We start from the raw sequence: 24,875 nt of genomic DNA, 5'->3' as shown, positions 1-24,875 counted from the left end.
AGGAAAGGATTGCACCCAGCAATGCGTGACGAAAACGAAAACCAGTCGCCCGAGCCCGAAGGCAACGGCCCAAACCCGTGGATCAAGAGCCTCATGGTATGGGGCGGCGTGTTCCTCGGCCTGCTGCTGGTGGTTTCGCTGTTCGGCGGCGGTAGCCAGCCGGCTGGTACTCCGCTGCTCTACTCCGACTTCAAGGACAAGGTTGCCGAAGGCCAGATCGCATCGGTGGTGATTTCCGACGAGGCGATCGTCGGCAAGACGACCGGTGGCGAGGCGTTCAGCACGATCCCCGTTCGCAACGATCCCAAGCTGACCGAGCTGCTGGAAGAAAACGGCGTCCAGTATTCGGGCAAGGAAGCCGACAACGGCAACATGCTGATCTATGCGCTGATCCAGATCCTGCCGTTCCTGCTGATCCTCGGCATCGCCTTCTTCGCACTGCGTCAGGTCCAGAAGGGCGGCGGCGCGGGCGGCGCGATGGGCTTCGGCAAGTCCAAGGCCAAGATGCTCACCGAAAAGCAGGGCCGCGTCACCTTCGACGATGTCGCCGGCATCGACGAGGCGCGCGAGGAACTGGAAGAAATCGTCGAGTTCCTGAAGGACCCGCAGCGCTTCTCCAAGCTCGGCGGCACGATCCCCAAGGGCGCGCTGCTGGTCGGTTCGCCCGGTACCGGTAAGACGCTGCTCGCACGCGCCATCGCGGGTGAGGCAGGCGTGCCCTTCTTCACCATTTCGGGTTCTGACTTCGTCGAAATGTTCGTCGGCGTCGGCGCAAGCCGCGTGCGCGACATGTTCGAGCAGGCCAAGAAGAACGCACCCTGCATCCTCTTCATCGACGAAATCGACGCTGTCGGTCGTAGCCGTGGCCACGGCCTCGGCAATTCGAACGACGAGCGCGAGCAGACTCTGAACCAGCTGCTGGTCGAGATGGACGGCTTCGAAGCGAACGAAGGCATCATCATCATCGCGGCGACCAACCGTCCCGATGTGCTCGACCCCGCGCTACTGCGTCCGGGCCGTTTCGACCGCCAGGTCGTGGTGCCGATCCCCGACATCGACGGACGCGAGAAGATTCTCGCCGTGCACATGAAGAAGGTGCCGCTGGCACCCGACGTGAACCCGCGCACCATTGCGCGCGGTACACCGGGCTTCTCGGGTGCGGACCTTGCAAACCTCGTCAACGAAGCAGCCTTGCTTGCGGCGCGCCGCAACAAGCGCCTCGTCGCGATGCAGGAATTCGAGGACGCCAAGGACAAGGTCATGATGGGCGCAGAGCGCAAATCGATGGTCATGGACGAAGACGAGAAGAAGATGACCGCCTATCACGAGGCAGGCCACGCGCTGGTCTCCTTGAACGAGCCGGCATCGGACCCGATCCACAAGGCCACGATCATCCCGCGCGGCCGCGCGCTGGGCATGGTGATGCGCCTGCCGGAACGCGACAATTACTCGTACCACCGCGACAAGATGCACGCGAACCTCGCAGTCGCCATGGGCGGCCGCGTCGCGGAAGAAATCATCTTCGGCCACGACAAGGTCTCGAGCGGAGCGAGCGGCGACATCCAGTATGCCACCGACCTCGCCAAGAACATGGTCACGAAGTGGGGCATGTCCGACAAGCTCGGCCCGCTGATGTACGAGGAAAGCCAGGAAGGCTATCTCGGCATGGGCCAGACCGCGCGGACCATGGCCGGCGCCGAAACCAACAAGATGATCGATGCCGAGATCAAGGAACTGGTCGAAGGCGGCCTCAAGCGTGCCAAGGACGTGCTGACCGCGCAGGAGGACAAGCTCCACCTGCTCGCGCAGGCATTGCTCGAATACGAGACGCTGACCGGTGAAGAGATCGACCAGCTGATGAAGGACGGAAAGATCGACCGCCCCGATGAGCCCAAGGGCCCTGTGGTCGTGCGCCCGGCGGGCAGCTCGACCGTTCCCAAGGCGGGCAAGAAGTTCGGCGGCTCTGGTGACGGAGCCCCTGCCGGGGCCTGATTTCCGGACCAGCCAATGAAAACGGAAGGGCGCCGCGGGGAAACCCTCGGCGCCCTTCTTGCGTTGGTGGCGGGTATATCCACGATTTCGAGGGTCAGACCATGAACCGCACCTACTCTGCCATCATTGCCGTCGCCGCGTTTTCAGGCCTCGCTGCCTGCTCGCAGGAAACGCAGGAGGATGCCGCGCGCACTGCCGAGCTTGCCGGTGACGACATCGAAGCCAATGCCGCGGTGGTCGGCGAAGTGATCGAAGAAGGCGCGAAGGATGCCGCCGGTGCGGTCAGCGAGGGCGCTGCCAATCTCGAGCAGCATATCGAGGAAGGCGACAAGGAAAGCCCCGGCCCGGCACCGATCCTCGGCGACGAGCTAAACAGCGACCAGGCCAATCCGAACGACTAGCTCAGAAGGAGCCGAGCAGCAGTATTAGCTGCAGGAATATCGTCAGCACGATCGCGATGAACAGCGACAGCACGCCGAGGCGCCAGATGGCCGAGAAGCGCGAAAGGCCATAAGCGCCGCGCAGGTGCTTGTAGATGTGGATCGGCGGGATCAGCATCGATGCGAAGACGATGAAGATCTCGTGCGCCCCGGCTAGCCCCGCAAGCGTGATCGTGAGGATCAGCAGCGTCATGAAGCTCAGGGAATAGGTCACGAAGATCGCGTGGTCGTAAGCCTTGAACTTGCGCCGCCAGGCGAAGAGCAGCCACACGAACGGGATCGACAGGGGGATCAGCAGCCAGCTGAACTTGTAGAAGTTCGTCTGCAGCTTGTAGAGCATGAGCCCCGGGTTCTTGCGCCACTTGCCGATGGCTGCATCGACCCAGTCGATTCCCGAACCGTCCATTCTCATGGTCGGGCCGTCCGCGTCCTTGGTGAGCGGAATGATGGTGTTGCCGTCCTCGTCCACTTCGGGCCTTGGGGCGGTGGAGGCCTCGCCCGTGGTGATTTCTTTCAGGAAGGGGATGTTCTCGCCCGCTTCGCGCAGGTCGGAGATCTGCTGCGACAGCTCTTCCTGTTCGGCTTCGAGCCTCGTGCGCTCTGCTTCACCGAGGTCTTCGTCTTCGAGCTTCTTCTCGACAGTTGCCAGCCGTTCCTCGAGCGCCTGGAAGCCTTCGCTGGCGCGTTCGGTCAGGTCCGCGCCGGTATCTCCCTGCAGGTCGGTCGGCGCTGTGATGCCCGCGAACTGGAACACCGCGAACATCAGGAAGATCGAGAACAGGAACAGCGCCATGGGAGAAACGAAGCGCGCCCGCTCGCCATCGATATAGCGGCGGGTCAGCTCACCGGGCTTGAACGCAAGCTTGGGGAGCGTCTTCCACGTCCGCCCTTCGAAATGCAGCGCGCCGTGGAGCAGGTCGTGCAGGAAAGCGCCGAGCGTACGGTGGAGATGCGCCTGCTGGCCACATTGGTGGCAGTGCGGGCCGAGAAGCTCGGTGCCGCAATTAAGGCATGTTCCTTCGGCGAAGTGGCCCTTCTCGAGCGGGGTGCCGTTCTTGCCGCGCCCGTCGATGGCCTTGGCGAACAGGCCGCCCTCTACCGCCGTACCGATTGCATCGCCGATATCGCTCACGAAATCCCCCTTGCCGTGCCGATGCATCATAGGCCGCCATTGCGCAGACGCAAACCGCTACGATTGGACTTGCGACACCGTGGCCGCCTTGCGAAAAGCCGGACATGGACGCCATCGGCACATCGGCTGAGTTATACGCCCTTGGTGCAATGGCGGGGGTGTTCGCCCTGTTTGCGGGGATCGAGCTCGTGGCACCGGCGCGTCGCGCACCGCGCGGCAAGCGCTGGGTGACCAATCTGGCGCTCTTTGCCATCGACACGCTGGCGGTGCGCCTGCTGGTCCCGCTGCTGATGGTCGGTGCGGCGGCGCTGGCGCAGGAACGCGGCTGGGGGGTGCTCAACCAGTTCGACATACCGCAATGGGCCGGGATCATCGCTGCCATCGTGGCTATGGACCTCGCTCTCTATGTCCAGCACTGGGCGACCCACCGGATCCCCCTGCTCTGGCGCCTGCACAAGGTCCACCATTCTGACCCTGCCTTCGACGTGACGACCGCGGCGCGGTTCCACCCCATAGAGATCGTGGCGAGCATGGTTTTCAAGATGACGGTCGTGGTCGCGCTGGGGCTGCCGGTCTGGGGCGTTTTCCTGTTTGAGCTGGTCTTCAACCTCGCCACGCTCTTCACCCATGCGAACTTCGCGCTGCCCCGCGCATTGGAGGGACCGGTCCGCGCGGTACTGGTGACGCCCGACATGCACCGGATCCATCATTCCACCATCGAGCGCGAGACCAACAGCAATTACGGCACGCTGCTGTCAGGCTGGGATCGCCTTTTCGGTACTTACGTCGGCAAGGGACAGGGCGAGCTTACGATCGGGCTCGAGGAATACCAGGACAAGCGCCCCTATGCGCTGGTCTGGAGCCTGCTGCTTCCGTTTCGCAAATAATGGTTCGCCAAATGAAAAACCCGCCCGGTGAGGGGCGGGTTTTCATGTTTGCAGCAAGCCCGAAGGATCAGCCTTCGTAGTCTGCCCCGATCGAAGTCGAACGGGTCGGTGCCGATGCGGTGATGCGCAGGGCTTCGGCCGACTGGCTCAGCGAGCCGACTTCATCCATCTCGTCATCGTCGTCCGGAAGGATCTTCTGCAGGTTGGTGATTGCAGCTTCCTTGAGGTCCTTCGGCTTGACCGTCTGTTCCGCGATTTCGCGCAGGGCGACGACGGGGTTCTTGTCACGGTCACGATCGAGCGTGATTTCCGCACCGCCCGAAATTTCACGTGCCCGCTGGGCAGCCAGCAGGACGAGATCGAAACGGTTGGGAACCTTGTCTACGCAATCTTCGACGGTAACGCGCGCCATGGGCACTCCGGTGTAATAAGTTCGAGAATCTCGGAAAGAGCGGAGCAGATAGGGTCGCGGGGCGAAATAGTCAAGGATTTGCGCCTTTCGCTGCACGCGCTAAAGCATCTGGCACATGGGAGAGCCAGCCACTCAAGCCGTACCGGTCGCGTTTCGCGATCCGCCGCCCTTTTCGGTGGAGGCGCAGGGCCAGTCGCTCACCTTCTATCCGGCAGGCGATGACCGGCGCAAAGCGCTGATGGAACTGGTCCGCTCGGCAAAGCACACGCTCGATGTCTGCTTCTACATCTTTGCCGAGGACGACGTCTCGACCGAACTGCGCGATGCGCTCTGCGAGGCGGCCTCGCGCGGTGTCGACGTCACGCTGATCATCGACCGCTTCGGCGCCTCGGCTACGGAGAAATTCCTCAAGCCGCTGGTGGAGTGTGGTGGGTGCTATCTCTTCTTCAGCCCGCGCTGGTCGATGCGCTACCTCATTCGCAACCACCAGAAGATGGTCATCGCCGATGGCGAGCGGGCGATGTTCGGCGGTTTCAATATCGAGGACGATTACTTCGCGCCGCCAGAACGCAATGGCTGGAACGACCTGGCGATCCATATCGAGGGCGACGGGGTCGAGGGTCTCAACGACTGGTTCGCCAAGCTGCGTGAGTGGACCGATGACGACCGGGCGCATTTCCGCGCAATTACCAAGACGGTTCGCAACTGGGAGTGGAAGTCCGGATCGGGCCGCGCGCGCTGGCTCGTCGGCGGGCCGACCCGCGGGTTGTCGACCTGGGCGCGGCGCATATCGCAGGACATGAAGGAAGGTTCGAAGCTCGATATCTTCATGGCCTATTTCTCGCCGCCCTATACCTTGCTCAAGCGGATCGCGGGAGTGGCTAGGCAGGGCGAGACGCGCCTGCTGATGGCCGCCAAGAGCGACAATGGCGCCACCATCGGGGCGACCCGGTCACTCTATAAATACCTGCTCAAGCGCGGGGCGAAGATCTGGGAATTCTCACCCTGCAAGCTGCACACGAAGCTGCTGGTGCTGGATGATGCCGTCTACATGGGCAGCGCCAATTTCGACATGCGCAGTCTATATTTGAACCTCGAGATCATGCTGCGGATCGAGGACAAGGCGCTGGCCGACCGGATGCGCGAGTTCGTCACGCAGCACATCGAGGCATCGGAGGAAATTACGCTGGAAAAGCACCGCAAGCGCGCGACCCTGTGGAACCGCATCCGCTGGTCGCTCGGCTGGGTGCTGGTGTCCGTAATCGACTACACCGTCACCCGGCGCACCAACCTCGGCATCTAGGCCTTATTCGTAATCCTCGTAGCCGCCGCGCATTTCGGGCGAGGTGAACTTGGTGAACTCGCTCTGGAACAGCAGCGGGACATTGCCGGTCGAACCGTGACGCTGCTTGGCGACGATCAAAGTGGCGCGGTTGACCAGCTCGAGGTGGCGCGCTTCCCAGTCGGCATATTTCTGGCGCACGTCCTCGCTGCTGGTCTCGTCAGGCGTGTCGGGCTTCAGCGCGTTGTGGTAATATTCGCCGCGGAAAATGAACCAGACCATGTCGGCGTCCTGCTCGATCGAGCCGGATTCGCGCAAGTCGGACAGCTGCGGGCGCTTGTCCTCGCGCTGCTCCACCGCACGGCTGAGCTGCGAAAGCGCAATCACGGGGACGTGCAGCTCCTTGGCGAGCGTCTTGAGGCCTCGGCTGATCTCCGAGATTTCGTTCACACGATTGTCGTTCGCGCGGCCCGAACCCTGCAGCAGCTGCAAATAGTCGACGATGACGAGGCCGATGTCGTGCCGGCGCTTCAACCGTCGTGCGCGCGTGCGCAGCGAACCGATGGTGAGGCCGGGCGTGTCGTCGATGTATAGCGGGAGTTCGTTCAGTTCCTGGCTGGCGAAGGACAGGCGCTGGAATTCCTCCTTCGACAGCTTACCCGAACGCAGCTTTTCCGATGAGATCTCTGCGGTCTCGGCAAGGATACGCGTGGCCAGCTGGTCGGCGCTCATTTCCAGGCTGAAGAAGGCCGTGGCGGCGCCGGGCGAATCCTCGCCCTCGATGCCGATCTTCTTGTCGTCCATCAGGCGGCGCGCCGCGTTGAACGCGATGTTGGTGGCAAGCGAGGTCTTGCCCATGCCGGGACGCCCGGCGAGGATGATAAGGTCGGAATTGTGCAGGCCGGAGGTCTTGTCGTTGACCGTTTCGAGGCCGGTGGTCTTGCCTGAGAACTTGCCGCCCGAATTGATCGCGGCCTCGACCATCTTCAGCGCGCCGAGCGCGGCGGTGCGGAAATCCTGCGCCTCGCTACCCGTCGTTGCGCCCTCGGCGACCTTGTAGAGATCGGCCTCCGCTTGGCTGATCTTGTCCATCGGCGCGACTTCTTCGGAGGTGTCCAGTGCGCCTTCGACGAGGTTGCGGCCGACGCTGACCAGTTCGCGCAGCAGCGCAAGGTCGTAGATCTGTTCGGCCAGCTTGCCGGTCGCGAGCAGGCCCTGTCCGTCGGCGGTCAGCTGCGCGAGATAGGTCACGCCGCCGAGCTGCTTCAGGGCCTCGTCGCTTTCGAAATAGGGCTTCAGCGTCACCGGCGTCGCGACCGAATTGCGATCGATCAGCTTGTGTATCCGCTCGTAGATGCGCTGGTGCACCGGTTCGAAGAAATGATGCGGCTGGAGCGGCGTATTGAGCTCCTGCACGACCTGGTTGTCGATCAGCACCGCGCCAAGGAATGCGGCCTCTGCCTCGACGTTGCTGGGCAGGGTCTGGCCCTGCACGTCCTTGGCAGGAGTCGAATCGGTAGCGGGAAAAAGGAGATCGGTGTCGGCCATGCGCGGCACCATGTCCGAGCCGGACTCCGGCATCAAGCGGTTGGGCGTGCGGATTTGTCGCAGCCGCTTGTGGATATCGGGGATGAAAACATGCCCCCTTGCCCCGCATGCTCGCAGTTGCGAAAGCAGCCTTCGAACAATGACCGATTCCGTATCCTCATCCGGCGACCAGCGCATTGCGAAGATCGAGCTCGACGAGGAGACGATCATCTGGCGCAATGCCGATATCGAACAGGAACGGCGCATCGCCATCTTCGACCTGATCGAGGAAAATACCTTCAAGCCGGTGCGCGCGGCAGAGCGCGGCGCCAACGGGCCCTATCACCTGCGCCTCGCCGTGCGTGACGGGCGCCTTTTGCTCACGATTGCCGATACGGACGACGTGGTGATCGAGGAATTGCTCCTCGGCCTTGCGCGTTTCCGCCGTCCGATCCGCGAATATTTCGCGATCTGCGACAGCTATTACCAGGCGATCCGCAAGGCGACCCCGGGCGAGATCGAGACGATCGACATGGCCCGGCGCGGCATTCACAACCGCGCCGCCGAACTCCTGCTCGAACGGCTCGATGGCAAGGTCGAGACCGATTTCGCGACTGCGCGCCGCCTCTTCACGCTGATCTGCGTGCTCCACATCAAGGGCTGAGGCGATGGCGCGCAGGAAGAAGAAGAGCCGTCTCGGGCTGATCGTGAAGCTGGCGCTGCTGCTGGCACTGATCGGTGGTGGCTACTGGCTCTGGCTCCAATACGAACAGCGCGGCTGGCGGCCCGACGAGGCGGTCTATCCCGACCAGGGCGCGCTTGTCGGCGAGGGCGACGGCGCCGTCGATTTCGAAGTGCTCAAGGGGCTGGGTGCGGGCTTCGTCTACCTCGAGGCCAGTCGCGGCGCGCGCGGAAAGGACGCCAATTTCTCGCGCAATCTCGAAGCTGCCCGAGAAGCCGGACTGCAGGTCGGCGCGGTCCACCTGTTCGACCCTTGCGAAACCGCAGACGGGCAATCGGCCAATTACGTCACGATCGTCCCCCGCGATGCGGAACTGCTGCCGCCTGCGATCCGCCTCACGCGGACCGCCGACCAGTGCTTCGAGCGCGTGTCGGAGGCTGCGGTCCAGAGCGAGCTGCTGACGCTAGTGAACCAGATCGAATCGCATACCGAAGCGCCGGTGGTGCTTGCTCCTGGCGAAGAATTCGAACGACGCTATCGCCCGGCACGCCGGCTCGAACGCGCGCTCTGGCTCGATGGCAACATGACGGAGCCCGATTACGGCGGGCGGCCATGGACCGTGTGGACCGCCAATTCGGCCTACGCCAGCGAAGCGGCAGAGAAGCCCTTGCGCTGGCTGGTCGTGCGACCCTAGGGGTGGGCGCATGACCGATGAAGAGCTGATCGCTGCCGCACGCGGCGCCGCCGAGAACTCCTATTCGCCCTATTCCAGCTTTGCCGTGGGCAGCGCGCTGCGCTTTTCCGATGGCAGCGTGGTCACGGGCACGAATATCGAGAATGCGAGCTACGGCCTCGCGCTGTGTGCAGAGACGGTCGCGGTGTCGAAGGCGATGGCCGATGGCGTGCGCGGCGGTCTGGAAGCGGTCGCGGTCACGGGCCCGCTCGACAAGGGCGGCGATGCGCCGATCACGCCATGCGGGCGCTGCCGCCAGGTGCTCAACGAGCTGGCGCAACTGGGCGGCACCGATCCGCTCGTCCTGTGTGTCGGCCCCAAGGAAGTGCGCCGCGTTCGTCTGAGCGAATTGCTGCCCGACGCCTTCGGCCCCGCAAGCCTCGACTAAGCCTTTCTTCACTTGTTTCGGCTAGCTGGATTTCGTGGCGCAAAGTGCGTCCGGAGTGAGCCCAATGAAGTTCGTTCATCTCGAATCCCGCGGCGGCAATTACATGGTCGTCGCGAGCAATGTCGCATGGCTGCGTATCGGCGAGAATGGTCAGACTCTGGTCGGCATCATCGGGAGCCAGCCACTGCTGGTCACCGGCACCCCCGAGAGCGTAGCGCAGAAACTCGCCGCTAGCTGAGGCGCTGGCCTAGCTGCCTGCCTCCCGCTAGGACCGGTCGCATGATCGACCGGCGCGGCGCACTTGGCTCGATGGCAGCCTTCTCCTTGGCATTGGGTTCACCGGCGACTGCGCTGGCGCGAGGTCGGAGGATAGCGCGCCGCATTTCGCTCGGGGACACGGTCGGCCTGATCGCTCCGGCCAGTGCGGTTTCGGAAGGCGAGATCGCATTTGCGCAGCACAATGTCAGCGGCATGGGCCTTGTTCCGAAGGTGGGCGCCAATGTCGCACGCACCGACGGCTACCTTGCCGGAACTGATGCCGAACGCGCGGCCGACCTCAATGCCATGTTCGCCGACGACGATATCGCCGCAATCTTCGCGATCCGCGGCGGCTGGGGCGGCGCGCGCCTGCTCGAACTGCTCGACTGGGACATGATCGCGCGCAATCCCAAGCTGCTCATCGGCTATAGCGATACGACCTCGCTGCATCTCGCGATCGCTGCGCGGGCGGGATTTGCCACGCTGCATGCGCCCAATGCGAGCAGCCCGTGGCCGAAGGCGAGCTGGGAGAGCCTCTGGCGGCTAGGCTTCACCGGCGAGACACCGGTGCTGGCAGATGATGGCGAGCTCTCGACCGGACGGACGATCACTTCCGGGCGCGCCCGCGGAAGGCTGCTCGGCGGCAACCTCACCGTGCTCTCGACCTTGATGGGCACGCCGTGGACGCCCGATTTCGACGGTGCGATCCTGTTCCTCGAGGACGTGAACGAGGAGGAATACCGCATCGATCGCATGCTTCAGCAGCTTGCGCTGTCAGGCGTGCTCGGCAGGGCGTCAGGCGTGGTTTTCGGTCGCTGCCGCAACTGCGCTTCGGACGACCCCGACTATGCCGGACTGACGCTGGACGAGGTGCTCGACAGGTATCTCGCCCCGCTCGGGATTCCCGCATTCGTGGGCGCGAATATCGGCCATCACCGCGGGCAATTGAGCCTGCCGCATGGCGGCGATGTGGAGATCGATGCGGACGCGCGCACGATCGAACTCAAGAGGCCGATCGTGCGCTGAGGCGCGTCAGGCGTCCTGCGCGTCCAGCCACACGACCAGCGCCGCAAGGCAGTCGCGTGCGAGCATCTTGCAGCGTTCCGGCGACCAGCCCTGCTCGGGCTCGGGATCGGCGTGGTTGTCCTTGTAGGGCATTTCGAGGGTCATCGAGGTCGCACCGAAACGTTCGGCGACCTGCGTGGTGCTCATCGAGAGATTTGCCTTGCCCGGAGCGGCCTTGGTGTAGCCGAACTCGGTCTGGAAATCGGGGGTGCGGCGGTCGAGGATGCGCTCGTAGCTGTAGTAGCGCTCGCCATGCTCGTCGGTCCACGAGGGGATGCCTTCGTAGCCGGCAAGGAAGCTGACGGGGATCGCCTCGTCACCGTGGACGTCCATGGCGAAATCGACGCCGGTCTTGTCCATGTGGTTGCGGATCGCGAGCACTTCGGGGCTGCGTTCGGCGGTCGGGTTTTCCCACTCGCGGTTGAGGTTGGCACCTGCTGCGTTGACGCGAAGGTTGCCGCGGCGCGAGCCGTCGGGATTGCAGTTGGGCACGATGTGCAGGCGGCAACGCTGGCGCAGCTTGCGGCCGACGCTGTCTGCAGGATCGGTGAGCACTTCGAGTGCGCCTTCCATCCACCATTCCGCCTGCGTCTCGCCCGGATGCTGGCGCGCATAGAGCCACACGTTGAAGCTGCCTTCGCCCATTTCGAGGCAGTCGATCGGCTGTCCGTCGAGCGTATTGCCGAGAGCGATATGGTCGACACCTTCAGACGCAGCTGCCTCGGCGACGAGGTCGTGGTGACGTTCCATCGAATAGGGTGCGAAATAGGCGAACCAGGCGATGTCGCTGGCGGGCGTGTAGCGGATCGTCAGCGTGCCGCCCTGCTCGTCCTTGTCGTAGGATGACGAGGCGCGGCCCCAGTAATCGCGGTCTTCCGATACGCAGGCGTCATAGCCGGGCCAGCCATCGGGATAGGCGCTGTCCGAAAGCTGCGTGATCTTCAGCACCAGTTCGCGGCCCTTCGCGCCGGCGACGCGGAAGTGGAACCACTGCTTGAACTCGCTGTTCGTATCCAGCGGAATGGCGAGCGTCGCAGTTGCGCCGTCCACCGACAGGACTTCGATGTTGCCGCTGTCGAAAGCTGAATCGATCCGGATATCGCTCACTCGGAGACCTCTACTTCTATGGTTTCGCCATTGTTGCCGGGAAAATCGCTGAACAGCGCGGCGGCCACCGTCTGCGCGTTGGCGGTTGATTGCGCAAGGGGGGAATTATCTTTCACTCGGAAGTCCGCGCGGCCTTCCCACAGGCTGGCGGACGTAGCGGCATCGCGGATGGTGACGGCAAGTTCGGTGCCGACCTTGTCGCGTTCGCCGCCGCCAAGGTTGATGCCGATGCCGACACCCACGCCCGAGCCATAGGTGCCGGTGCTGCCACCGACGCCCACGCTCACCGGCGAACGGCGTCCGCCTCCTGCTTCGAGTACGTATTTCTCGAGGCTGACGGTCGCGATCTGGTCGGCGCTCTCGCGGTCGCTCTCGGCGTAGCCGAGGCGGACGAGTTCCGCCGCGACCGCTGCCTTGTAGGGTGCGAGGAACAGGCTGTCGTCGTCCTTCCCGTCCATGCTCGCGACGAAGACCGTGCCCTGGGCAAGCTGTCCGGCGGTTTCGGGCGCGACGAAGCGCGTGACCTCGACCGGGCCGGGCGCAGTCGCGCAGGCGGCGAGTGCGAGCGAGGCCATGGCGGCGGGAAGGAGGGTTGTGAGCTTCATCATGCGACCTTTCATGCGATGCGGATCCGGCGGGTGTGTCCCATTGAACGCTCAGGCGCGCCCAAGGCTCCGCAAGGCATGCGGGCGGCCTCTTAGGCAATTGCCCTTACCAAATCGTATGCTAGGCGTCGCGGCCATGGAACAAGACACAAAAGTGCCTGTGCTGGTAACCGGCGGGGCGGGATATATCGGCAGCCACGCGGTGCTCGCGCTGAAGGATGCAGGCTGGCCGGTGGCGGTCATCGACAACCTTTCGACCGGTTTCGAATTCGCCATTCCCGATGGTGTTCCCCTTTATAAGGGGGACATCGCCGATGCGGACCTGCTCGCGCGCATCTTTGCCGAGCAGGGCACCAAGGCGATCATGCATTTCGCCGGATCCATCATCGTGCCCGAATCGGTGGAGCAGCCGCTCGCCTATTACGAGAACAACACGGTAAAGAGCCGCGCGCTGATCGAGGCGGCGGTCAACGGCGGGGTGAAGCACTTCATCTTCTCCAGCACGGCTGCGACCTACGGCATTCCCGAAAGCTCGCCGATCACCGAGGATTCGCCCAAGAGCCCGATCAATCCATATGGCTGGTCGAAGCTGATGACCGAGCAGATGCTCGCCGATGCGAGCGCCGCGCATGGCTTCAATTTCTGTGCGCTGAGGTATTTCAACGTGGCGGGCGCCGATCCGCAGGCGCGGAGTGGGCAGTCGACTGCCGGGGCGACGCACCTCATCAAGGTTGCCTGCGAGGCGGCGACCGGCAAGCGTGACGGCGTGTCGGTCTTCGGCACCGATTACGACACGCCCGACGGCACCGGCGTGCGCGATTACATCCATGTCAGCGACCTCGCGAATGCCCATCTGCTCGCGCTTGAGGCGCTGATCGAACAGGATGATCGCTCGCTCACCATGAACTGCGGCTACGGCAAGGGCTTCTCGGTGCTCGAGGTTCTCGATGCCGTCGACCGCGTGACCAACACGAAGATCGAACGCCGGATGGAACCGCGCAGGGCAGGCGATCCGGCTGAGCTGGTGTCGGACCCGAGCCGTATTCGCGCCACCGTGCCCTGGCAGCCGAAACACGACGATCTGGGCGAAATCATCAGCCATGCGCTGCAATGGGAACGCAAACTCTCCGAAATTCGGGGAAATGCTTGACCAGAATCACCGCGCTCGCTAACGGGCGCGCTTGAAATTGGCGCGTCGGGGCACCATCTCCGGCGCGCATTTATTTGATCAGAGAGAAACGATGAAGATCCGCAACAGCCTCAAGTCGCTCAAGAGCCGTCACCGCGATTGCCGCGTGATCCGTCGTCGCGGCCGCACTTACGTCATCAACAAGACCAACCGTCGCTTCAAGGCCCGCCAGGGCTAAGCTTCGGCTGCGCGGAAGGCTCCTTCCGCGAATGTCTACCGACCGGCCCGACTCCGCAAGGAGTGCGGGCCGTTCGCATTTGGGAATTCAGCGATGACGGATACTCCGGTCGATGCAGTCGTCTTCGATGTGGGGCGTGTGCTCTACCACTGGCAGCTGTCTGCCCTGTTCGAAAAGATGATCGACGATCCCGCCCGCCTCGAGAAGGTACTCGGCGAGGTGGTGACCGAGGAATGGCACTTCCTGCATGATGCGGGCCGTCCGCTTTCGCAGATGGTGCCCGAACGGATCGCGCTCTTTCCCGACTATGCCGAGGAAATCCGCGCCTACGCCACGCGCTTCAACGAGACCATTCCGGGGCCGGTAGAGGGCAGTCACGCGCTGGTCGAACGGCTTGACGAACGCGGCGTGCCGCTGTTCGCGATCACCAATTTCGGAGCGGAATTCTGGGCTGGTTTCCGCCCCCAAGAGCGCATCTTCGACCGCTTCCGCGATATTGTCGTGTCGGGCGAAGAGCGGATCGCAAAGCCCGATCCGGCGATCTTCAGCCTTTCTGCCGAACGTTTCGGTCACGCGCCGGAAGCGATGCTCTTCATCGACGATAACCCGGCCAATATCGAATCGGCGCGCAAGTGCGGCTGGCAGGTGCACCACTTCACCGAGGCGGCATCGCTGGAAAACGATCTTGCCGCACGCGGGCTGATCTGAGGCGCAACAAAAAAGCCCCGGCGGGTCGCGCCGGGGCTTGAAGGTCCACCCTGATGGAGAGGGGGTGGGGGATTGGGTCGGCAAGCGCTTAGCGGTTGCACTTTTCCAGCTTGGCTTCTTCCAGCGCTTCACCCTTGGTGGTGAAGGCGACGACTTCGCCGAGGTCGCGCTGGAGTTCGCGGCAGATGCGCAGCGGGCGCGAGGTGCCCTTGCCGGCGACACAGGTCGTGTCCTGGCACTTCCAGGCGACGCCGCCAGCGATGACGGTGGTTTCTTCAGCCGGAGCTGCAAGCTGTGCGGTGTAGAACGGGCCGGTGTCGCGTGCTTCTGCAACTGCGGGCATGGCCAGCGTGCCGAAACCGACGGTGGTGTAAGCGAGGGCAGCGCCAAGGACGCCGAGCTTTGCGCGGAGGGAGAGGGAGAGGGTCATCGATCGTACCTTTCGGTTGGTGCAATTTTTACAACACCACTTGCGAAAAGAGCAATATAGGTTTCTTTTTGCAACTGGTTGCGAATCGCTACCTACTTAGATAGGTTGCATTCCACAACCCTTTTTTGCAAAAAATTTGGCAGCAGCCGAAAATCCGCTAGATAGGTTTCCGGAAGAGGACTGAAATTTATGGGCGATATCCGCGAACCTTTGCGCGAACTGACCGAATGCGGCCTGCCGCAAGCACTTGAAGTCATGGGTGAACGCTGGAGCTTTATGATCCTGCGCGCCAGCTTCAACGGGCTGCACCACTTCGAGGAATTCCTCAGCGAGCTCGGCATTGCGCGCAACATCCTGTCGAACCGGCTCGCCAAGCTGGTCGAGCACGGCATCCTGCGCCGCGACCCGTGCCCGGACGATCGGCGCAAGATCGAATATCGCCTCACCGAAAAGGGTTTCGACCTGCTTCCCGCCATGGTCGCCCTGCGCCAGTGGGGCCAGAAATACGGCCAGGAAGTCATCGAGAACCCGGTTCTGGTCGACGAGCGCGACCGTCTGCCGATCGGCCCGACCTCGATCCTCAGCCACGACGGCCGGATCCTCGGGCCGCAGGATCTACACCTCGTCGAGCGCAGCAATCTCGGCATCCGTGCAGACGGCAGCAAGGCCGAGGCCGGCGAAGCGCTGGGCAATGGCTCGGTGGTCGACCTCGAAGCGCTGCGCAAGGCGCGCGACGCCGCCTGAGCGACCCTGCAGAAAAGACGCCCGACGGCCGCTACATCATCGTACGCGGCCGCTTGTGGCGCACCAGCAATCCCGATCTCGACCCGCCCGAACGCGAGCGGCTGGTCGGCGAACTGATGGATGCGCGCCGCGCCGTGGGCTCGGCCATGAAGCACGGCGACAAGAGCGCTGAGAAGGCCGCGCGGTCGCGCGTGCACGCAGCCAAACTGGCGCTTGGAGAGCGCGGTCCTGTCTGGTGGGATGACGGTGCGCCCGACTACAACCGGCACCTGCTCAAGAACACGCCTTATGCCGGCTGCGAGCCCAAAGATGGTTAAGATGGCCCTTCGAAAACGCGCCAAAATCGCCAGAGTGACGTCACTTTTTCCAGCCGCCGAGACGCAAAGTATCACGCGAAACGCTTGAAATTCTGCGGTTTGTGTAGAAAGGCGCCAGTGATGCAGACTTCGTGACGTCATCGTTAAAACGATCGCAACACCTGTCTGGCATAAACGCGTGTGAATCGGGGGCGAAAGTCCTGCTGAGCCGGAAAATGACGTGATCGAAATCGAAGTCCAGAACGAGACGCACCAGACGCAGTTTCGCATCAAGGCGATGGCGGTGCCGCGCATTGGCGAAGGCATCCGCCTGAAGGAGCCCGACGACAGCTGGGCGAGCTACGACGTGCTCGACGTATGGTACCAGCAGGCCGATTACGGCGAAGTCTGGGTGCCGTATCTCCACGTCCGCACCACGCCGGCCGCCGGCAATGTCGACCAGGGCCCGGTGGCTGCCATGCCGACCGTGCCCGACCAATCGATGCCGATCGCCGATTTCCTCGCCAAGTTCGAAGGCGAGGAAGAGCACGAAACCGTGCACCTCAACCTCGACATCAGCGAAGAGACCTGATCCGCAGGGCTACTCGGCCACTTCGGGATCGAATGGCTGGGGATCGGATATCCGGCCGATGAACAGAACCGCATCGCGTTCGAGGTCGCGCAATACCGCGATAAAGGGCCGGTCTGCCCGGAACAGGATCGGGTCCTTGGGCAGGACGCGCCCTCCGGTCAGCACGATGCTGATTGTCGTCACCGCGGCGGCCTTGGTGCCTTCGTCATAGACCTGGAGCTTGGTCACGTGGCGAACGTCGCTGACCACGATCGGGCGCTGTCCGGGTTCTGCCAATCCGCTCAGATCGACCCTGACCTCGTCGAAGGGAAGGGTGACTCCCAGCGACATCAGCGTATCGTTGAGCGAGATGGCAAAGTCGGTTTCGAACTGGGGTATCTCCACCCGCACCAGTTCCGTCTCGTCGCCGTCCAGTTCCTGTTTGAGGCGCTCGATCAGTTCGAGCGGCGGGGCAGCCGCCATGATCTCGCGATCGCTCGGCATCAGTATGTCCATGGCATAGCGATCGTTGCGGTATGGCAGGCGCACACTCTTCCAGCCTTTCACGCGTGCATAGGGCGTCTCGAAGGTCTCGCCGACGAAGGTGAAGGGCGCTTCCCTCCCGCTACCGAAGAGGAAGGGATGCTGGCTGCTCGACATCAGCTTCGTTTCCCACAGCCCGTCGAAATAGAGCGCGTTTGCGAGGACCGCGATCATGTCGGGAGTGATCGCCGCGGGAGGGATGACCTCCGGGATAAGCCCTTCCGTGGCATCGTCCGCCCAGCTGTTGATCGTGTCGGCAGCACCCTGCTTGTCGGTAAAGTCGGTGGCGATCGCCTTGGCCTCGTACTCGCGGCGCAGCTGGGAGACATAGCTGTCGCGGAAACGGAAGCGGTCATCGAGGAACAGCGCGTTCGAGATGGCGACCTTCACGTCGTCCTTGTCAGTCTCGTAGCCCATCGGATCGGCCAGCGGCGGGAGGTATTGCTCCAGCTGCGTGCGGGTCTCGCCGCGCGCGCCGGCGTGGAGCAGGCCGAATGCAAGATCGATGCTCACCGGCGAGATGACGACGTTCTCGTCCGGCTCCGCCTCGGCATCGAGGATCGGGAAGAGCGCCAGTGCCCCTCCACCGCCACCCGTCCCCGAAGGACCCGCAGACTGCGGCCCCTCGGTCTGCGCGGAGCAGGCGGCGAGCGTGAGGCCGGCAGCGGCCAAGAACAGGTGAGAAGCGTTGCGGATCAAAGGCATAGGCGAACCCCTTTCAGCTCGCACAACGCCCAATCCGCGATTAGGTTGCGCTAGCGACTTCTCCGGCAGGCTGCGGCGTTGGCCTCTTGCCAGCCTGCCAGCCGGCCCAGGTCAGCGCGGCGCCGATGATCAGCCCCAGACCGGCCCACAGCATGGCATCGGTCCGGCCCATCGCCATGAACGCCTCGCGCCAGCCGTCGGAAAGGCGCGCCACGGCGAAGATGCCCGCCTGGCCCGCAGTAAGCAGGGCGACCCACTTCATCGGCTGCTTGCCCGCGATGGGGGCGCCGCGCCAAAGCCAGACGGCGATCGCGGTGGCGAAGACATGGGCGACGATCAACGCGGCATAGAAGATGTCGGTCACTGCCTGTGTCTCGCCGAAAGCGATGAACAGGGGAATGGCGAACAGTCTCGCCAGCATCGGGCCGATGAGCGGGAACAGCGTCCCGATCATCCAGCGCGCGTGGACGTGGACACTGCGGCGCTCCTTCAGGGCAAGGTAGTAGAAAGCGCCCATTCCCGCGACGGAGAGCAAATCGTAGGCGCCAAGCCCTTCGCCATGTGCTTCGTAGATGATGCTGTCGCCGAAAGCGGTATTGAAGGCCATCGACCACACGATCAGCAGAGCGCTGGCGAAGAATATCGGGAAGTAGAAGAGGCTGGCCCTGCCCAGTGTCCGGTGGAGCGCCAGCCGGTCCTTGCGGTGGGCGGCCCAGGCCTGCGCGGCGAGCAGCAGCATCCATCCGGTGGCGGTGAAGGCGTGGAAATGCAGCTCCCATCCGGCCTCCGATATGCGGCCGAAATAGCCCCGCCAGAATGCAGGGATCGTGAGCAGGGTCGCGAATACGACCCACATATAGGCTTTCTTGTAAGGCATAAGTCCCTCCCCGAACCGGCCTTTTATTGTGCCTTAGTCTGCATGGCAGCAAAGCGGTGGTCAATCAGGCGCGCGGAGGCTGCCTCCGATAGCTCAGCGCCTCGGCGACATGGATGCGGCGGAAGCTATTCGCAGCCAATTCCATCGTTATCTCGATCTAGGTGGCGCCCATAGCCGGGTTCTCCACGGCGAACTGGTGCGGCGCCAGCACGACGTGCAGCATCACAGTTCGCGTAATAGACTCTACCCGATCTGGAAGTGCGGTCAGGTTGACCTGCCTTTGGCCCTCTATGGCAATGCCGCCCGCCGTTCTTCCGGTCATTATGGCATCCGTCAGCCGCGAGGCCGCCCGGGTGCGCATTCGCTTTTGTTGGCAAGGCGACGCTCGCGACCAAGAGCAAAATTCCCCCGACTAGGACGAAAATCCAGAAGCCAAACTCCAGAAGGATGCCTCTATCTTCTTCGCCCTCGGTGTCCTCCCATTCCCTCAACGACATTTATGATCTCCCCAGTAGCGGTCCCATTTGGCCGCGTGCCCCCCTCGAACCATTTCACAAGATAGATCGCCGCCAACCGGAGATATGCACCAAGCGCCAGTACGTTTACCTCCCGCCGAGCCCGTAGAGAGGCAGCGCATCGTTGGGCCCTCGACAAGCACATGCCCGTGGCCATTTTTCCCGATAGGCTTGCCGACAAGCGCAACAAGCCTGTCTCTTGCCTCAAGGCCAGTTGCATCGGGGCAAGGGTGCCCCGACCGACAGCTATCGTCCCGTTCGCGCGCGGCGATACCTGCGATGCGAATCCTAGGCCCTTCTTCACACCAAACCGGACCGTCTCCGTCCCATACCGCGGTTGGCGTGCATGAAAATGTCTCGCCAGAGGGCACAATTGATGCGGCGATCAGGTATAGTAATATCATTCAGAGTTCCGACCACTTTATTGGCCGAATTGCAACACCTGTTGGTTAATAGTTTGCGCCCCTTTTGTTGAACAGAAATCCCGCTAATCAGGACGCCTCAACAGAGGGGTTTTACATCAATGAATAAGTTTGTTGTGGTCGCAACTGCTGCGGCGTCGCTTGGCCCTTGGTGGCTGTGCAACCGTGCTGAACGGTACCAACACTGACTACTCCACAAACACGCGACCTGATGGCGCGCTGGTCGAATTCAGCAATGGAGCAAGCTGCACCACGCCGTGCAATTTGGAGCTTCGTCGGAAGGACGATCTGCGCGCTGACATTAGCTTGGAAGGTTACGAGCCGACTTACATCCTGATCCAGTCGAAACTCGGCGGTTCGGCTTTCGGCAACATCCTTCTTGGTGGCGGCGTCGGGGCAGTCGTCGATGGTAGCAACGGCGCAAGCAATCGCCTGTATCCCAAGCCGCTGATCGTTCAGCTTGCTCCGCTTGGCTCTGGCGAAGAAGCCGTTCTCCTCGATAAGGACGGCAATGTCACCATGACCGTCGAGCAGCACAATAATGAAGTGCGTGTTGACGTAGCGAAGACGATCGGCCCGAAGCTGGCTGGTCTCGAAGATGACATGGACGCCGAATAATTCCTAATTGGAGGGGCTCTGGAATGACCCAGCGCCCCTCCAATGTTTTCAGGTTCAGTTTCCTACAGTCGTTCCCAGAAACAATCGTGGTTGAGCTGCTTTCGAGAAGGTAGGCTTCAGGCTTGACCTTCCAGCCCGTTTTCCTTAAGCGCGCCCCCACGAGAGCGGTCGCCCGTGCGGCGGCCCTTTTTTCGTCGGAGCGATTCGCCCGGCATAAAACGAATTTAACTGAAGGTGTTCCCATGAAGCGGACTTTCCAGCCCTCGAACCTCGTGCGCGCCCGTCGCCACGGTTTCTTCGCACGCAAGGCCACCCCGGGTGGCCGCAAGGTTCTCCGTGCACGTCGCAGCCGCGGCCGCAAGAACCTTTGCGCGTAATCGCCTGATCGGTCGCGCTCCGGCGCGGCTTCGATCGCGATAATCAAACGGGCTCCCATCGGGGGCCCGTTTTGCGTATCTGCATTCCATGCACCCGAGCCTGTCCGTCATCCGCAAGCGTAGCGATTTCGTCGCCGCCAATCGCGGTGTGCGCAATGCCAAGCCGGGTTTCGTCCTGCTGACGCGTCCGAACGAAGGTCACGGCAAGCGCTACGGCATCACGGTTACCAAGAAGATCGGCAATGCCGTCGTGCGAAACCGCATGAAGCGGCGCTTCCGTGAATTGCTGTGGGCGGCGCTTCCCGAGGGCGGCCTGCCCGACCACGACTACATCCTCATAGGCCGCGAAGGCGGGATCGAACGCGATTTCGCGGCGATGACCGAGGAGCTTGATGCCGCGCTGGCTCGTGCCGCCAGGGGCGAGGGCGACCGGCCTCGCCGTCCCCGGCACAAGCGCGATAACAAGCGATCGCACCGCGCATGAAGTATCCGCTCATCTGGATCGCGCGCCTGTGGCAGCTCGGCCCGAGCCGCATATTGCCGCCGACCTGTCGCTACACCCCGTCGTGCAGCCAGTACGCCATCGAGGCCCTTCAGAAATACGGGGCAATCAAGGGTGGATGGTTGGCCTTCAAGCGGCTATTGCGCTGCCAACCATGGGGGGGCTGCGGCCATGATCCGGTGCCCTGAAGCATCGCTGTCTTGACGTAGCAACACACCCTTCCCACCTAACGAATACAGCTTTCAACGGGATCGACCTTGGAAAATTCACGCAATTTCGTGCTCGTCCTCACCCTGTCGCTGGCCGTCCTGATCGGCTGGCAGTGGGCGATGGACTATTTCTATCCGCAGCCGGAAGAAGTCCCCGTCACTGCCGAGAAGGTCGACACGCCTGCCGAACAGGCCGAAGTCGCGCATTCGCGCACCGGCGGTTTGCAGGACGCCAACGCCATCGCGCAGGAAGCGGCCGATCTCGAAACGTCGCTCGCCTCGCCCGACCGCGTTGCGATCGATTCGCCCAAGGTCGCCGGTTCGATCAACCTGCAGGGCGCGTTCCTCGACGATGTCGTGCTCAAGGATTACGCGGCAACCGCCGATGATTCGGACGATGAGCCGGTTCGCATCTTCTCGCCGCGCGGAACGCCCGCGCAGCAGGTTTCGCAGTTCGGCTTTCTCGTTAATGGCGAGAAGCTTTCGGACGACACGGTCTGGGAAAGCTCGGGCGGTGTGCTCTCGCAGGACAACCCGGTTACGCTGACGCATGTCGCAGGCGATGGCCTCACGCTCGAACAGACCTGGTCGATCGATGAAAACTACATGCTCACCGTCGACCAGGCGGTCAGCAACACCAGCGGCGTCCCCGTGGTCGTGCAGCCCTACGGCCTCGTAAGCCGCACCAGCGACACCGCCAGCGCCGACTTTTTCATCGCGCACTCGGGCCCCATCGGCAGCTTCGACCAGAGCGTCGACTACGATTACGACTATGACGACGTGGAAGACGAGAAGACCGTCTCGCTTGCGGGCAAGACCGACTGGGTCGGCTTCACCGATATCTACTGGCTTGCAGCCATGGTCCCGCAGGAGGGTGCTGCGCCCGATGCGACCTTCCGTTCGCTCGGCGGTAACCTTTTCCGCGCCGACATGATCTACGACCCGATCACCATTCCCAACGGTCGCAAGGTCACCACCACCTCGCGCCTCTATGCAGGTGCCAAGGACAGCGAAATCCTCGATGCCTACCAGGATGCGGGCATTCCGCAGTTCGGTCTCGCGATCGACTGGGGCTGGTTCCGCTGGTTCGAAAAGCCGCTGCTGTGGCTGCTCAAGAACATTTTCGAACTGGTCGGCAATTTCGGTGTCGCGATCATCATCCTGACGATCATCGTGCGCGGCCTGATGTTCCCCATCGCGCAGAAGCAGTTTGCTTCGATGGCGGGGATGAAGGCGATCCAGCCGAAGATGAAAGCACTGCAGGAGAAGTACAAGGACGACCGCGTCAAGCAGCAGCAGGAAATGCAGAAGCTCTTCAAGGAAGAGCAGGTCAATCCGCTGGCGGGCTGCCTGCCGCTGATCCTGCAGATCCCGATCTTCTTCGCGCTCTACAAGGTACTCTACCTCGCGATCGAGATGCGCCACCAGAACTTCCTCTGGATCAGCGACCTTTCCGCCCCCGATCCGGCGACCATCCTCAACCTGTTCGGCCTGCTGCCGTTCACCCCGCCGAGCTTCCTCGCCATCGGCGTGCTCGCGGTGCTGCTGGGTGTGACGATGTGGCTGACCTTCAAGCTGAACCCGTCCGCGATGGACCCGGTGCAGCAGCAGGTCTTCGCGATCATGCCCTGGGTGCTGATGTTCATCATGGCCCCGTTCGCAGCAGGTCTGCTGCTGTACTGGGTAACCTCGAACATCCTCACGCTCGCGCAGCAGAAATATCTCTATTCGAAGCATCCGCAGTTGAAGGCGGCGGCCGAGAAGGAGAAGGCCGAGAAGGCCGCTGCGGCAGCCAAGGCCGAGAAATAGGACGAGACCAGTGACCGAAGAAGAAGCCGCCGAACTGGCCCAGCTGGAGCGGCGCGCGAACAAGCTGTTTTCGGGGCGGGTGGAGTTCCTCCTCTCGGCCCCGCAGCTCAAGTTCCTGCCCGACCCCACCGTGCCCGAGATCGCTTTCGCGGGCCGTTCGAACGTGGGCAAGAGCTCGCTCCTCAACGCACTTGTCGGCCGCAAGAAGATCGCGCGTGCTTCGGTGACGCCTGGCCGCACGCAGGAACTCAACTTCTTCGAGGTCGGCGAACCCACGCTTTTCCGCCTCGTCGACATGCCCGGCTACGGCTTCGCCAAGGCGCCGGTGAAGGTTGTCGAGAAATGGAAGAACCTCGTGCGCACCTACCTGCGCGGACGTCAGGTGCTGGTGCGCAACCTCGTGCTGGTCGACAGCCGCCACGGGCTGAAGGATGTGGACCGCGAGATGATGAAGATGCTCGACGAGGCCGCCGTCGGCTACCGCATCGTCATGACCAAGGCCGACAAGATCAAGGCGAGCGAGCTGGAAAAGACCGTCGCTGCAGTCGAGGCCGAAGCGAAGAAGCACGTCGCTGCCTTTCCGCACATCCACGTGACCTCGAGTGAGAAAGGCATGGGGATCGGCGAACTGCGCGCCGCGCTGCTGCAGGATGCGGGCGTCTGATCCGGGTCCGGATCGCCACCAGCCTGTTTCCATTCACAAACCGTCTATCCGCCGCTCGCTAGGCCGGCGCGCATGATCTCCAAGTCATTCGCCGTTGCAGGTCTTGCTGCCGTCTCGCTCTTCGCGGTCCCTGCCGCTTCGCAGGTCCCTTCTCCGCAGAACGAGATCGTCGTTACCGCGCAGCGTTCGGGCGCGCCGATGTGGACCATCGACACGCCGACCGGCACGATCATCCTCGTCGGCGAGATCGCTGCTGTCCCCAAGGCCACGCCATGGCAACCCGAGCGGCTGGAAGAAGCCACTGCCGAATCCAGCCGGGTCATCCTGCGCGCGGCACCGAAGTTCTCGCCCGGCGATGTCTTCCGGATGATCTTCAGTGGCGGCAAGATCACCAAGCTGCCCGATCGCACGACTGCCGGCGATTACCTTTCTGCCGACCAGCGTGAGAGGCTGGCGGCGCTCCAAGCCGAGTACGACATCGACTACGACCGGCGCAGCTTCCTCATGACTTCCTTCGACCTGCTCGCGAGGCGTCTCGATTTCGATGACGATACCACCAAGGACGCGACCGAAATCGTGCGCAAGGCGGCGAAGCGGGCCGATGTTCCGATCACGCGGCCCGAGCGGTTTCGCGGCGAGGACCTGCTCGACGATCTGGCCGAGGCTGAACCGGCGAGCCACATCCCGTGCCTGATGGCGGCGATGAACGCGGTCGAAGCGGGGCCGGAAGTCATCGAGGCGCGTGGCAATGCATGGCGCAAGTTCGACGTTGCAGGCGTAATGGCGAACCCGCTGGAAATCGCGCTCGGCACGTGCTGGCCGTGGACCGATGACGATCTCGGCGAGGAAATCCGCGACCAGTGGACCGGGATGATCGCGGATGCGGCTGCCGATACGGGCGTGACCCTCGCGGTCGTGCCGCTCCGCGTGCTGGCAGAAGAGGGCGGTGTCCTCGACCAGCTCGAAACGCGCGGCTTCGAGATATTCGGGCCCGACTGGCGCTGACCT

31 protein-coding genes are annotated in these 24,875 nt (G+C 63.0%); 22 read left to right on the top strand and 9 right to left on the bottom strand.

Annotation, left to right across the window (positions count from 1 at the left end; translation table 11 throughout):
• Positions 1–21 precede the first annotated feature (21 nt).
• Positions 22–1,992 (top strand): ATP-dependent zinc metalloprotease FtsH, encoded by a 1,971-nt coding sequence (ftsH, locus tag K3165_RS06655; protein WP_221547973.1) that lies wholly within the window; start codon positions 22–24, stop codon positions 1,990–1,992.
• Between the two features lie 101 nt (positions 1,993–2,093).
• Positions 2,094–2,393, top strand: a complete 300-nt coding sequence (locus K3165_RS06650) for a hypothetical protein (RefSeq protein WP_221547972.1) — start codon at positions 2,094–2,096, stop codon at positions 2,391–2,393.
• 1 nt (position 2,394) lies between these two features.
• On the opposite strand, the gene K3165_RS06645 is transcribed toward K3165_RS06650, so the two are convergent.
• On the bottom strand, positions 2,395–3,564 hold the full coding sequence (locus tag K3165_RS06645; RefSeq protein ID WP_221547971.1) for a DUF3667 domain-containing protein: 1,170 nt from the start codon (positions 3,562–3,564) through the stop codon (positions 2,395–2,397).
• A 104-nt stretch (positions 3,565–3,668) separates the two neighbouring features.
• Here K3165_RS06645 and K3165_RS06640 point away from each other — a divergent pair, with 104 nt between their 5' ends.
• Positions 3,669–4,451, top strand: a complete 783-nt coding sequence (locus K3165_RS06640; protein WP_221547970.1) for a sterol desaturase family protein — start codon at positions 3,669–3,671, stop codon at positions 4,449–4,451.
• Positions 4,452–4,518: 67 nt separating this feature from the next.
• Here K3165_RS06640 and rpoZ read toward each other — a convergent pair whose 3' ends face one another.
• Positions 4,519–4,863 (bottom strand): DNA-directed RNA polymerase subunit omega, encoded by a 345-nt coding sequence (rpoZ, locus tag K3165_RS06635; RefSeq protein ID WP_221547969.1) that lies wholly within the window; start codon positions 4,861–4,863, stop codon positions 4,519–4,521.
• A gap of 115 nt (positions 4,864–4,978) precedes the next feature.
• On the opposite strand from rpoZ, the gene K3165_RS06630 reads away from it, so the two are divergent.
• Positions 4,979–6,166: a phospholipase D-like domain-containing protein gene (locus K3165_RS06630; protein WP_221547968.1), complete on the top strand. Its 1,188-nt coding sequence runs from the start codon at positions 4,979–4,981 to the stop codon at positions 6,164–6,166.
• Between the two features lie 3 nt (positions 6,167–6,169).
• Here K3165_RS06630 and K3165_RS06625 read toward each other — a convergent pair whose 3' ends face one another.
• Positions 6,170–7,693, bottom strand: coding sequence for a replicative DNA helicase (locus K3165_RS06625; RefSeq protein WP_221547967.1), 1,524 nt, complete (start codon positions 7,691–7,693; stop codon positions 6,170–6,172).
• 139 nt (positions 7,694–7,832) lie between these two features.
• Here K3165_RS06625 and K3165_RS06620 point away from each other — a divergent pair, with 139 nt between their 5' ends.
• The 5 genes from K3165_RS06620 (at position 7,833) to K3165_RS06600 (ending at position 10,759) form a co-directional block, all read left to right on the top strand.
• Complete coding sequence (locus K3165_RS06620; protein WP_221547966.1) at positions 7,833–8,336, top strand: UPF0262 family protein; 504 nt, start codon at positions 7,833–7,835, stop codon at positions 8,334–8,336.
• A 4-nt stretch (positions 8,337–8,340) separates the two neighbouring features.
• Complete coding sequence (locus tag K3165_RS06615) at positions 8,341–9,048, top strand: glycoside hydrolase family 25 protein (RefSeq protein WP_221547965.1); 708 nt, start codon at positions 8,341–8,343, stop codon at positions 9,046–9,048.
• Positions 9,049–9,058: 10 nt separating this feature from the next.
• A complete protein-coding gene (locus tag K3165_RS06610; protein ID WP_221547964.1) occupies positions 9,059–9,475 on the top strand; it encodes a cytidine deaminase in 417 nt (138 codons plus the stop codon).
• A 64-nt stretch (positions 9,476–9,539) separates the two neighbouring features.
• Positions 9,540–9,713, top strand: coding sequence for a hypothetical protein (locus K3165_RS06605; RefSeq protein WP_221547963.1), 174 nt, complete (start codon positions 9,540–9,542; stop codon positions 9,711–9,713).
• A 41-nt stretch (positions 9,714–9,754) separates the two neighbouring features.
• A complete protein-coding gene (locus K3165_RS06600; protein WP_221547962.1) occupies positions 9,755–10,759 on the top strand; it encodes a S66 peptidase family protein in 1,005 nt (334 codons plus the stop codon).
• Between the two features lie 6 nt (positions 10,760–10,765).
• Here K3165_RS06600 and K3165_RS06595 read toward each other — a convergent pair whose 3' ends face one another.
• Together K3165_RS06595 and K3165_RS06590 are read right to left on the bottom strand one after the other, a co-directional pair.
• On the bottom strand, positions 10,766–11,905 hold the full coding sequence (locus tag K3165_RS06595) for a M14 family metallopeptidase (protein ID WP_221547961.1): 1,140 nt from the start codon (positions 11,903–11,905) through the stop codon (positions 10,766–10,768).
• Entirely contained in the window at positions 11,902–12,513 is a 612-nt protein-coding gene (locus K3165_RS06590; RefSeq protein ID WP_345720583.1) for a DUF4136 domain-containing protein, read from the bottom strand. Before K3165_RS06590 ends, K3165_RS06595 begins: the two co-directional genes overlap by 4 nt.
• 133 nt (positions 12,514–12,646) lie before the next feature.
• Here K3165_RS06590 and galE point away from each other — a divergent pair, with 133 nt between their 5' ends.
• From galE to K3165_RS06575, 3 genes are all read left to right on the top strand, one after another.
• Positions 12,647–13,660, top strand: coding sequence for a UDP-glucose 4-epimerase GalE (gene galE / locus K3165_RS06585; RefSeq protein WP_221547960.1), 1,014 nt, complete (start codon positions 12,647–12,649; stop codon positions 13,658–13,660).
• 91 nt (positions 13,661–13,751) lie between these two features.
• Positions 13,752–13,877 carry a type B 50S ribosomal protein L36 gene (ykgO, locus tag K3165_RS06580; protein ID WP_006833921.1) on the top strand — a complete coding sequence of 42 codons (126 nt, stop codon included), beginning with the start codon at positions 13,752–13,754 and terminating at the stop codon, positions 13,875–13,877.
• A gap of 93 nt (positions 13,878–13,970) precedes the next feature.
• Complete coding sequence (locus K3165_RS06575; RefSeq protein WP_221547959.1) at positions 13,971–14,585, top strand: HAD family hydrolase; 615 nt, start codon at positions 13,971–13,973, stop codon at positions 14,583–14,585.
• 88 nt (positions 14,586–14,673) lie between these two features.
• Here the strand turns inward: K3165_RS06575 and K3165_RS06570 are convergent, their stop codons facing one another.
• Complete coding sequence (locus K3165_RS06570; RefSeq protein ID WP_221547958.1) at positions 14,674–15,015, bottom strand: DUF8200 family protein; 342 nt, start codon at positions 15,013–15,015, stop codon at positions 14,674–14,676.
• Positions 15,016–15,204: 189 nt separating this feature from the next.
• Between K3165_RS06570 and K3165_RS06565 the strand changes: the two genes are divergently transcribed.
• The 3 genes from K3165_RS06565 (at position 15,205) to K3165_RS13990 (ending at position 16,647) form a co-directional block, all read left to right on the top strand.
• Positions 15,205–15,759: a winged helix-turn-helix transcriptional regulator gene (locus tag K3165_RS06565; protein WP_221547957.1), complete on the top strand. Its 555-nt coding sequence runs from the start codon at positions 15,205–15,207 to the stop codon at positions 15,757–15,759.
• Between the two features lie 53 nt (positions 15,760–15,812).
• Positions 15,813–16,076, top strand: a complete 264-nt coding sequence (locus K3165_RS06560; RefSeq protein ID WP_345720579.1) for a hypothetical protein — start codon at positions 15,813–15,815, stop codon at positions 16,074–16,076.
• A 220-nt stretch (positions 16,077–16,296) separates the two neighbouring features.
• Complete coding sequence (locus tag K3165_RS13990; protein ID WP_345720577.1) at positions 16,297–16,647, top strand: hypothetical protein; 351 nt, start codon at positions 16,297–16,299, stop codon at positions 16,645–16,647.
• Between the two features lie 9 nt (positions 16,648–16,656).
• Here K3165_RS13990 and K3165_RS06550 read toward each other — a convergent pair whose 3' ends face one another.
• From K3165_RS06550 to K3165_RS06540, 3 genes are all read right to left on the bottom strand, one after another.
• Positions 16,657–17,874 carry a serpin family protein gene (locus K3165_RS06550; RefSeq protein WP_221547956.1) on the bottom strand — a complete coding sequence of 406 codons (1,218 nt, stop codon included), beginning with the start codon at positions 17,872–17,874 and terminating at the stop codon, positions 16,657–16,659.
• Positions 17,875–17,914: 40 nt separating this feature from the next.
• Entirely contained in the window at positions 17,915–18,751 is an 837-nt protein-coding gene (locus K3165_RS06545) for a hypothetical protein (protein ID WP_221547955.1), read from the bottom strand.
• 125 nt (positions 18,752–18,876) lie between these two features.
• Entirely contained in the window at positions 18,877–19,248 is a 372-nt protein-coding gene (locus K3165_RS06540) for an excalibur calcium-binding domain-containing protein (RefSeq protein ID WP_221547954.1), read from the bottom strand.
• 554 nt (positions 19,249–19,802) lie between these two features.
• Here K3165_RS06540 and K3165_RS06535 point away from each other — a divergent pair.
• The 7 genes from K3165_RS06535 (at position 19,803) to K3165_RS06505 (ending at position 24,872) form a co-directional block, all read left to right on the top strand.
• On the top strand, positions 19,803–20,306 hold the full coding sequence (locus K3165_RS06535) for a hypothetical protein (RefSeq protein WP_221547953.1): 504 nt from the start codon (positions 19,803–19,805) through the stop codon (positions 20,304–20,306).
• A gap of 242 nt (positions 20,307–20,548) precedes the next feature.
• Entirely contained in the window at positions 20,549–20,683 is a 135-nt protein-coding gene (rpmH, locus tag K3165_RS06530; RefSeq protein ID WP_067468613.1) for a 50S ribosomal protein L34, read from the top strand.
• An 88-nt stretch (positions 20,684–20,771) separates the two neighbouring features.
• Positions 20,772–21,167, top strand: a complete 396-nt coding sequence (gene rnpA, locus K3165_RS06525; protein WP_221547952.1) for a ribonuclease P protein component — start codon at positions 20,772–20,774, stop codon at positions 21,165–21,167.
• Positions 21,164–21,373: a membrane protein insertion efficiency factor YidD gene (gene yidD / locus K3165_RS06520; RefSeq protein WP_221547951.1), complete on the top strand. Its 210-nt coding sequence runs from the start codon at positions 21,164–21,166 to the stop codon at positions 21,371–21,373. Before rnpA ends, yidD begins: the two co-directional genes overlap by 4 nt.
• A gap of 69 nt (positions 21,374–21,442) precedes the next feature.
• On the top strand, positions 21,443–23,203 hold the full coding sequence (gene yidC, locus K3165_RS06515; RefSeq protein WP_221547950.1) for a membrane protein insertase YidC: 1,761 nt from the start codon (positions 21,443–21,445) through the stop codon (positions 23,201–23,203).
• 10 nt (positions 23,204–23,213) lie between these two features.
• On the top strand, positions 23,214–23,867 hold the full coding sequence (gene yihA, locus K3165_RS06510; RefSeq protein WP_221547949.1) for a ribosome biogenesis GTP-binding protein YihA/YsxC: 654 nt from the start codon (positions 23,214–23,216) through the stop codon (positions 23,865–23,867).
• A gap of 72 nt (positions 23,868–23,939) precedes the next feature.
• Positions 23,940–24,872: a TraB/GumN family protein gene (locus tag K3165_RS06505; protein WP_247713901.1), complete on the top strand. Its 933-nt coding sequence runs from the start codon at positions 23,940–23,942 to the stop codon at positions 24,870–24,872.
• Positions 24,873–24,875: the final 3 nt, after the last annotated feature.

The sequence above is a fragment of the Qipengyuania xiamenensis genome, assembly GCF_019711495.1.
In the GTDB taxonomy this organism is placed as follows: Bacteria; Pseudomonadota; Alphaproteobacteria; order Sphingomonadales; family Sphingomonadaceae; genus Qipengyuania; species Qipengyuania xiamenensis.
The sequence above is the reverse complement of the archived record's forward strand: the minus strand, read 5'-3'. Positions and strand labels throughout refer to the sequence as shown.

Coding starts and splice junctions, on each gene's coding strand:
- ftsH (WP_221547973.1), top strand. CDS start 22: ATGCGTGACGAAAACGAAAACCAGTCGCCCGAGCCCGAAGGCAACGGC.
- K3165_RS06650 (WP_221547972.1), top strand. CDS start 2,094: ATGAACCGCACCTACTCTGCCATCATTGCCGTCGCCGCGTTTTCAGGC.
- K3165_RS06640 (WP_221547970.1), top strand. CDS start 3,669: ATGGACGCCATCGGCACATCGGCTGAGTTATACGCCCTTGGTGCAATG.
- rpoZ (WP_221547969.1), bottom strand. CDS start 4,863: ATGGCGCGCGTTACCGTCGAAGATTGCGTAGACAAGGTTCCCAACCGT.
- K3165_RS06630 (WP_221547968.1), top strand. CDS start 4,979: ATGGGAGAGCCAGCCACTCAAGCCGTACCGGTCGCGTTTCGCGATCCG.
- K3165_RS06625 (WP_221547967.1), bottom strand. CDS start 7,693: ATGGCCGACACCGATCTCCTTTTTCCCGCTACCGATTCGACTCCTGCC.
- K3165_RS06620 (WP_221547966.1), top strand. CDS start 7,833: ATGACCGATTCCGTATCCTCATCCGGCGACCAGCGCATTGCGAAGATC.
- K3165_RS06615 (WP_221547965.1), top strand. CDS start 8,341: ATGGCGCGCAGGAAGAAGAAGAGCCGTCTCGGGCTGATCGTGAAGCTG.
- K3165_RS06610 (WP_221547964.1), top strand. CDS start 9,059: ATGACCGATGAAGAGCTGATCGCTGCCGCACGCGGCGCCGCCGAGAAC.
- K3165_RS06605 (WP_221547963.1), top strand. CDS start 9,540: ATGAAGTTCGTTCATCTCGAATCCCGCGGCGGCAATTACATGGTCGTC.
- K3165_RS06600 (WP_221547962.1), top strand. CDS start 9,755: ATGATCGACCGGCGCGGCGCACTTGGCTCGATGGCAGCCTTCTCCTTG.
- K3165_RS06590 (WP_345720583.1), bottom strand. CDS start 12,513: ATGATGAAGCTCACAACCCTCCTTCCCGCCGCCATGGCCTCGCTCGCA.
- galE (WP_221547960.1), top strand. CDS start 12,647: ATGGAACAAGACACAAAAGTGCCTGTGCTGGTAACCGGCGGGGCGGGA.
- ykgO (WP_006833921.1), top strand. CDS start 13,752: ATGAAGATCCGCAACAGCCTCAAGTCGCTCAAGAGCCGTCACCGCGAT.
- K3165_RS06575 (WP_221547959.1), top strand. CDS start 13,971: ATGACGGATACTCCGGTCGATGCAGTCGTCTTCGATGTGGGGCGTGTG.
- K3165_RS06570 (WP_221547958.1), bottom strand. CDS start 15,015: ATGACCCTCTCCCTCTCCCTCCGCGCAAAGCTCGGCGTCCTTGGCGCT.
- K3165_RS06565 (WP_221547957.1), top strand. CDS start 15,205: ATGGGCGATATCCGCGAACCTTTGCGCGAACTGACCGAATGCGGCCTG.
- K3165_RS06550 (WP_221547956.1), bottom strand. CDS start 17,874: ATGCCTTTGATCCGCAACGCTTCTCACCTGTTCTTGGCCGCTGCCGGC.
- K3165_RS06545 (WP_221547955.1), bottom strand. CDS start 18,751: ATGCCTTACAAGAAAGCCTATATGTGGGTCGTATTCGCGACCCTGCTC.
- K3165_RS06540 (WP_221547954.1), bottom strand. CDS start 19,248: ATGTCGTTGAGGGAATGGGAGGACACCGAGGGCGAAGAAGATAGAGGC.
- rpmH (WP_067468613.1), top strand. CDS start 20,549: ATGAAGCGGACTTTCCAGCCCTCGAACCTCGTGCGCGCCCGTCGCCAC.
- rnpA (WP_221547952.1), top strand. CDS start 20,772: ATGCACCCGAGCCTGTCCGTCATCCGCAAGCGTAGCGATTTCGTCGCC.
- yidD (WP_221547951.1), top strand. CDS start 21,164: ATGAAGTATCCGCTCATCTGGATCGCGCGCCTGTGGCAGCTCGGCCCG.
- K3165_RS06505 (WP_247713901.1), top strand. CDS start 23,940: ATGATCTCCAAGTCATTCGCCGTTGCAGGTCTTGCTGCCGTCTCGCTC.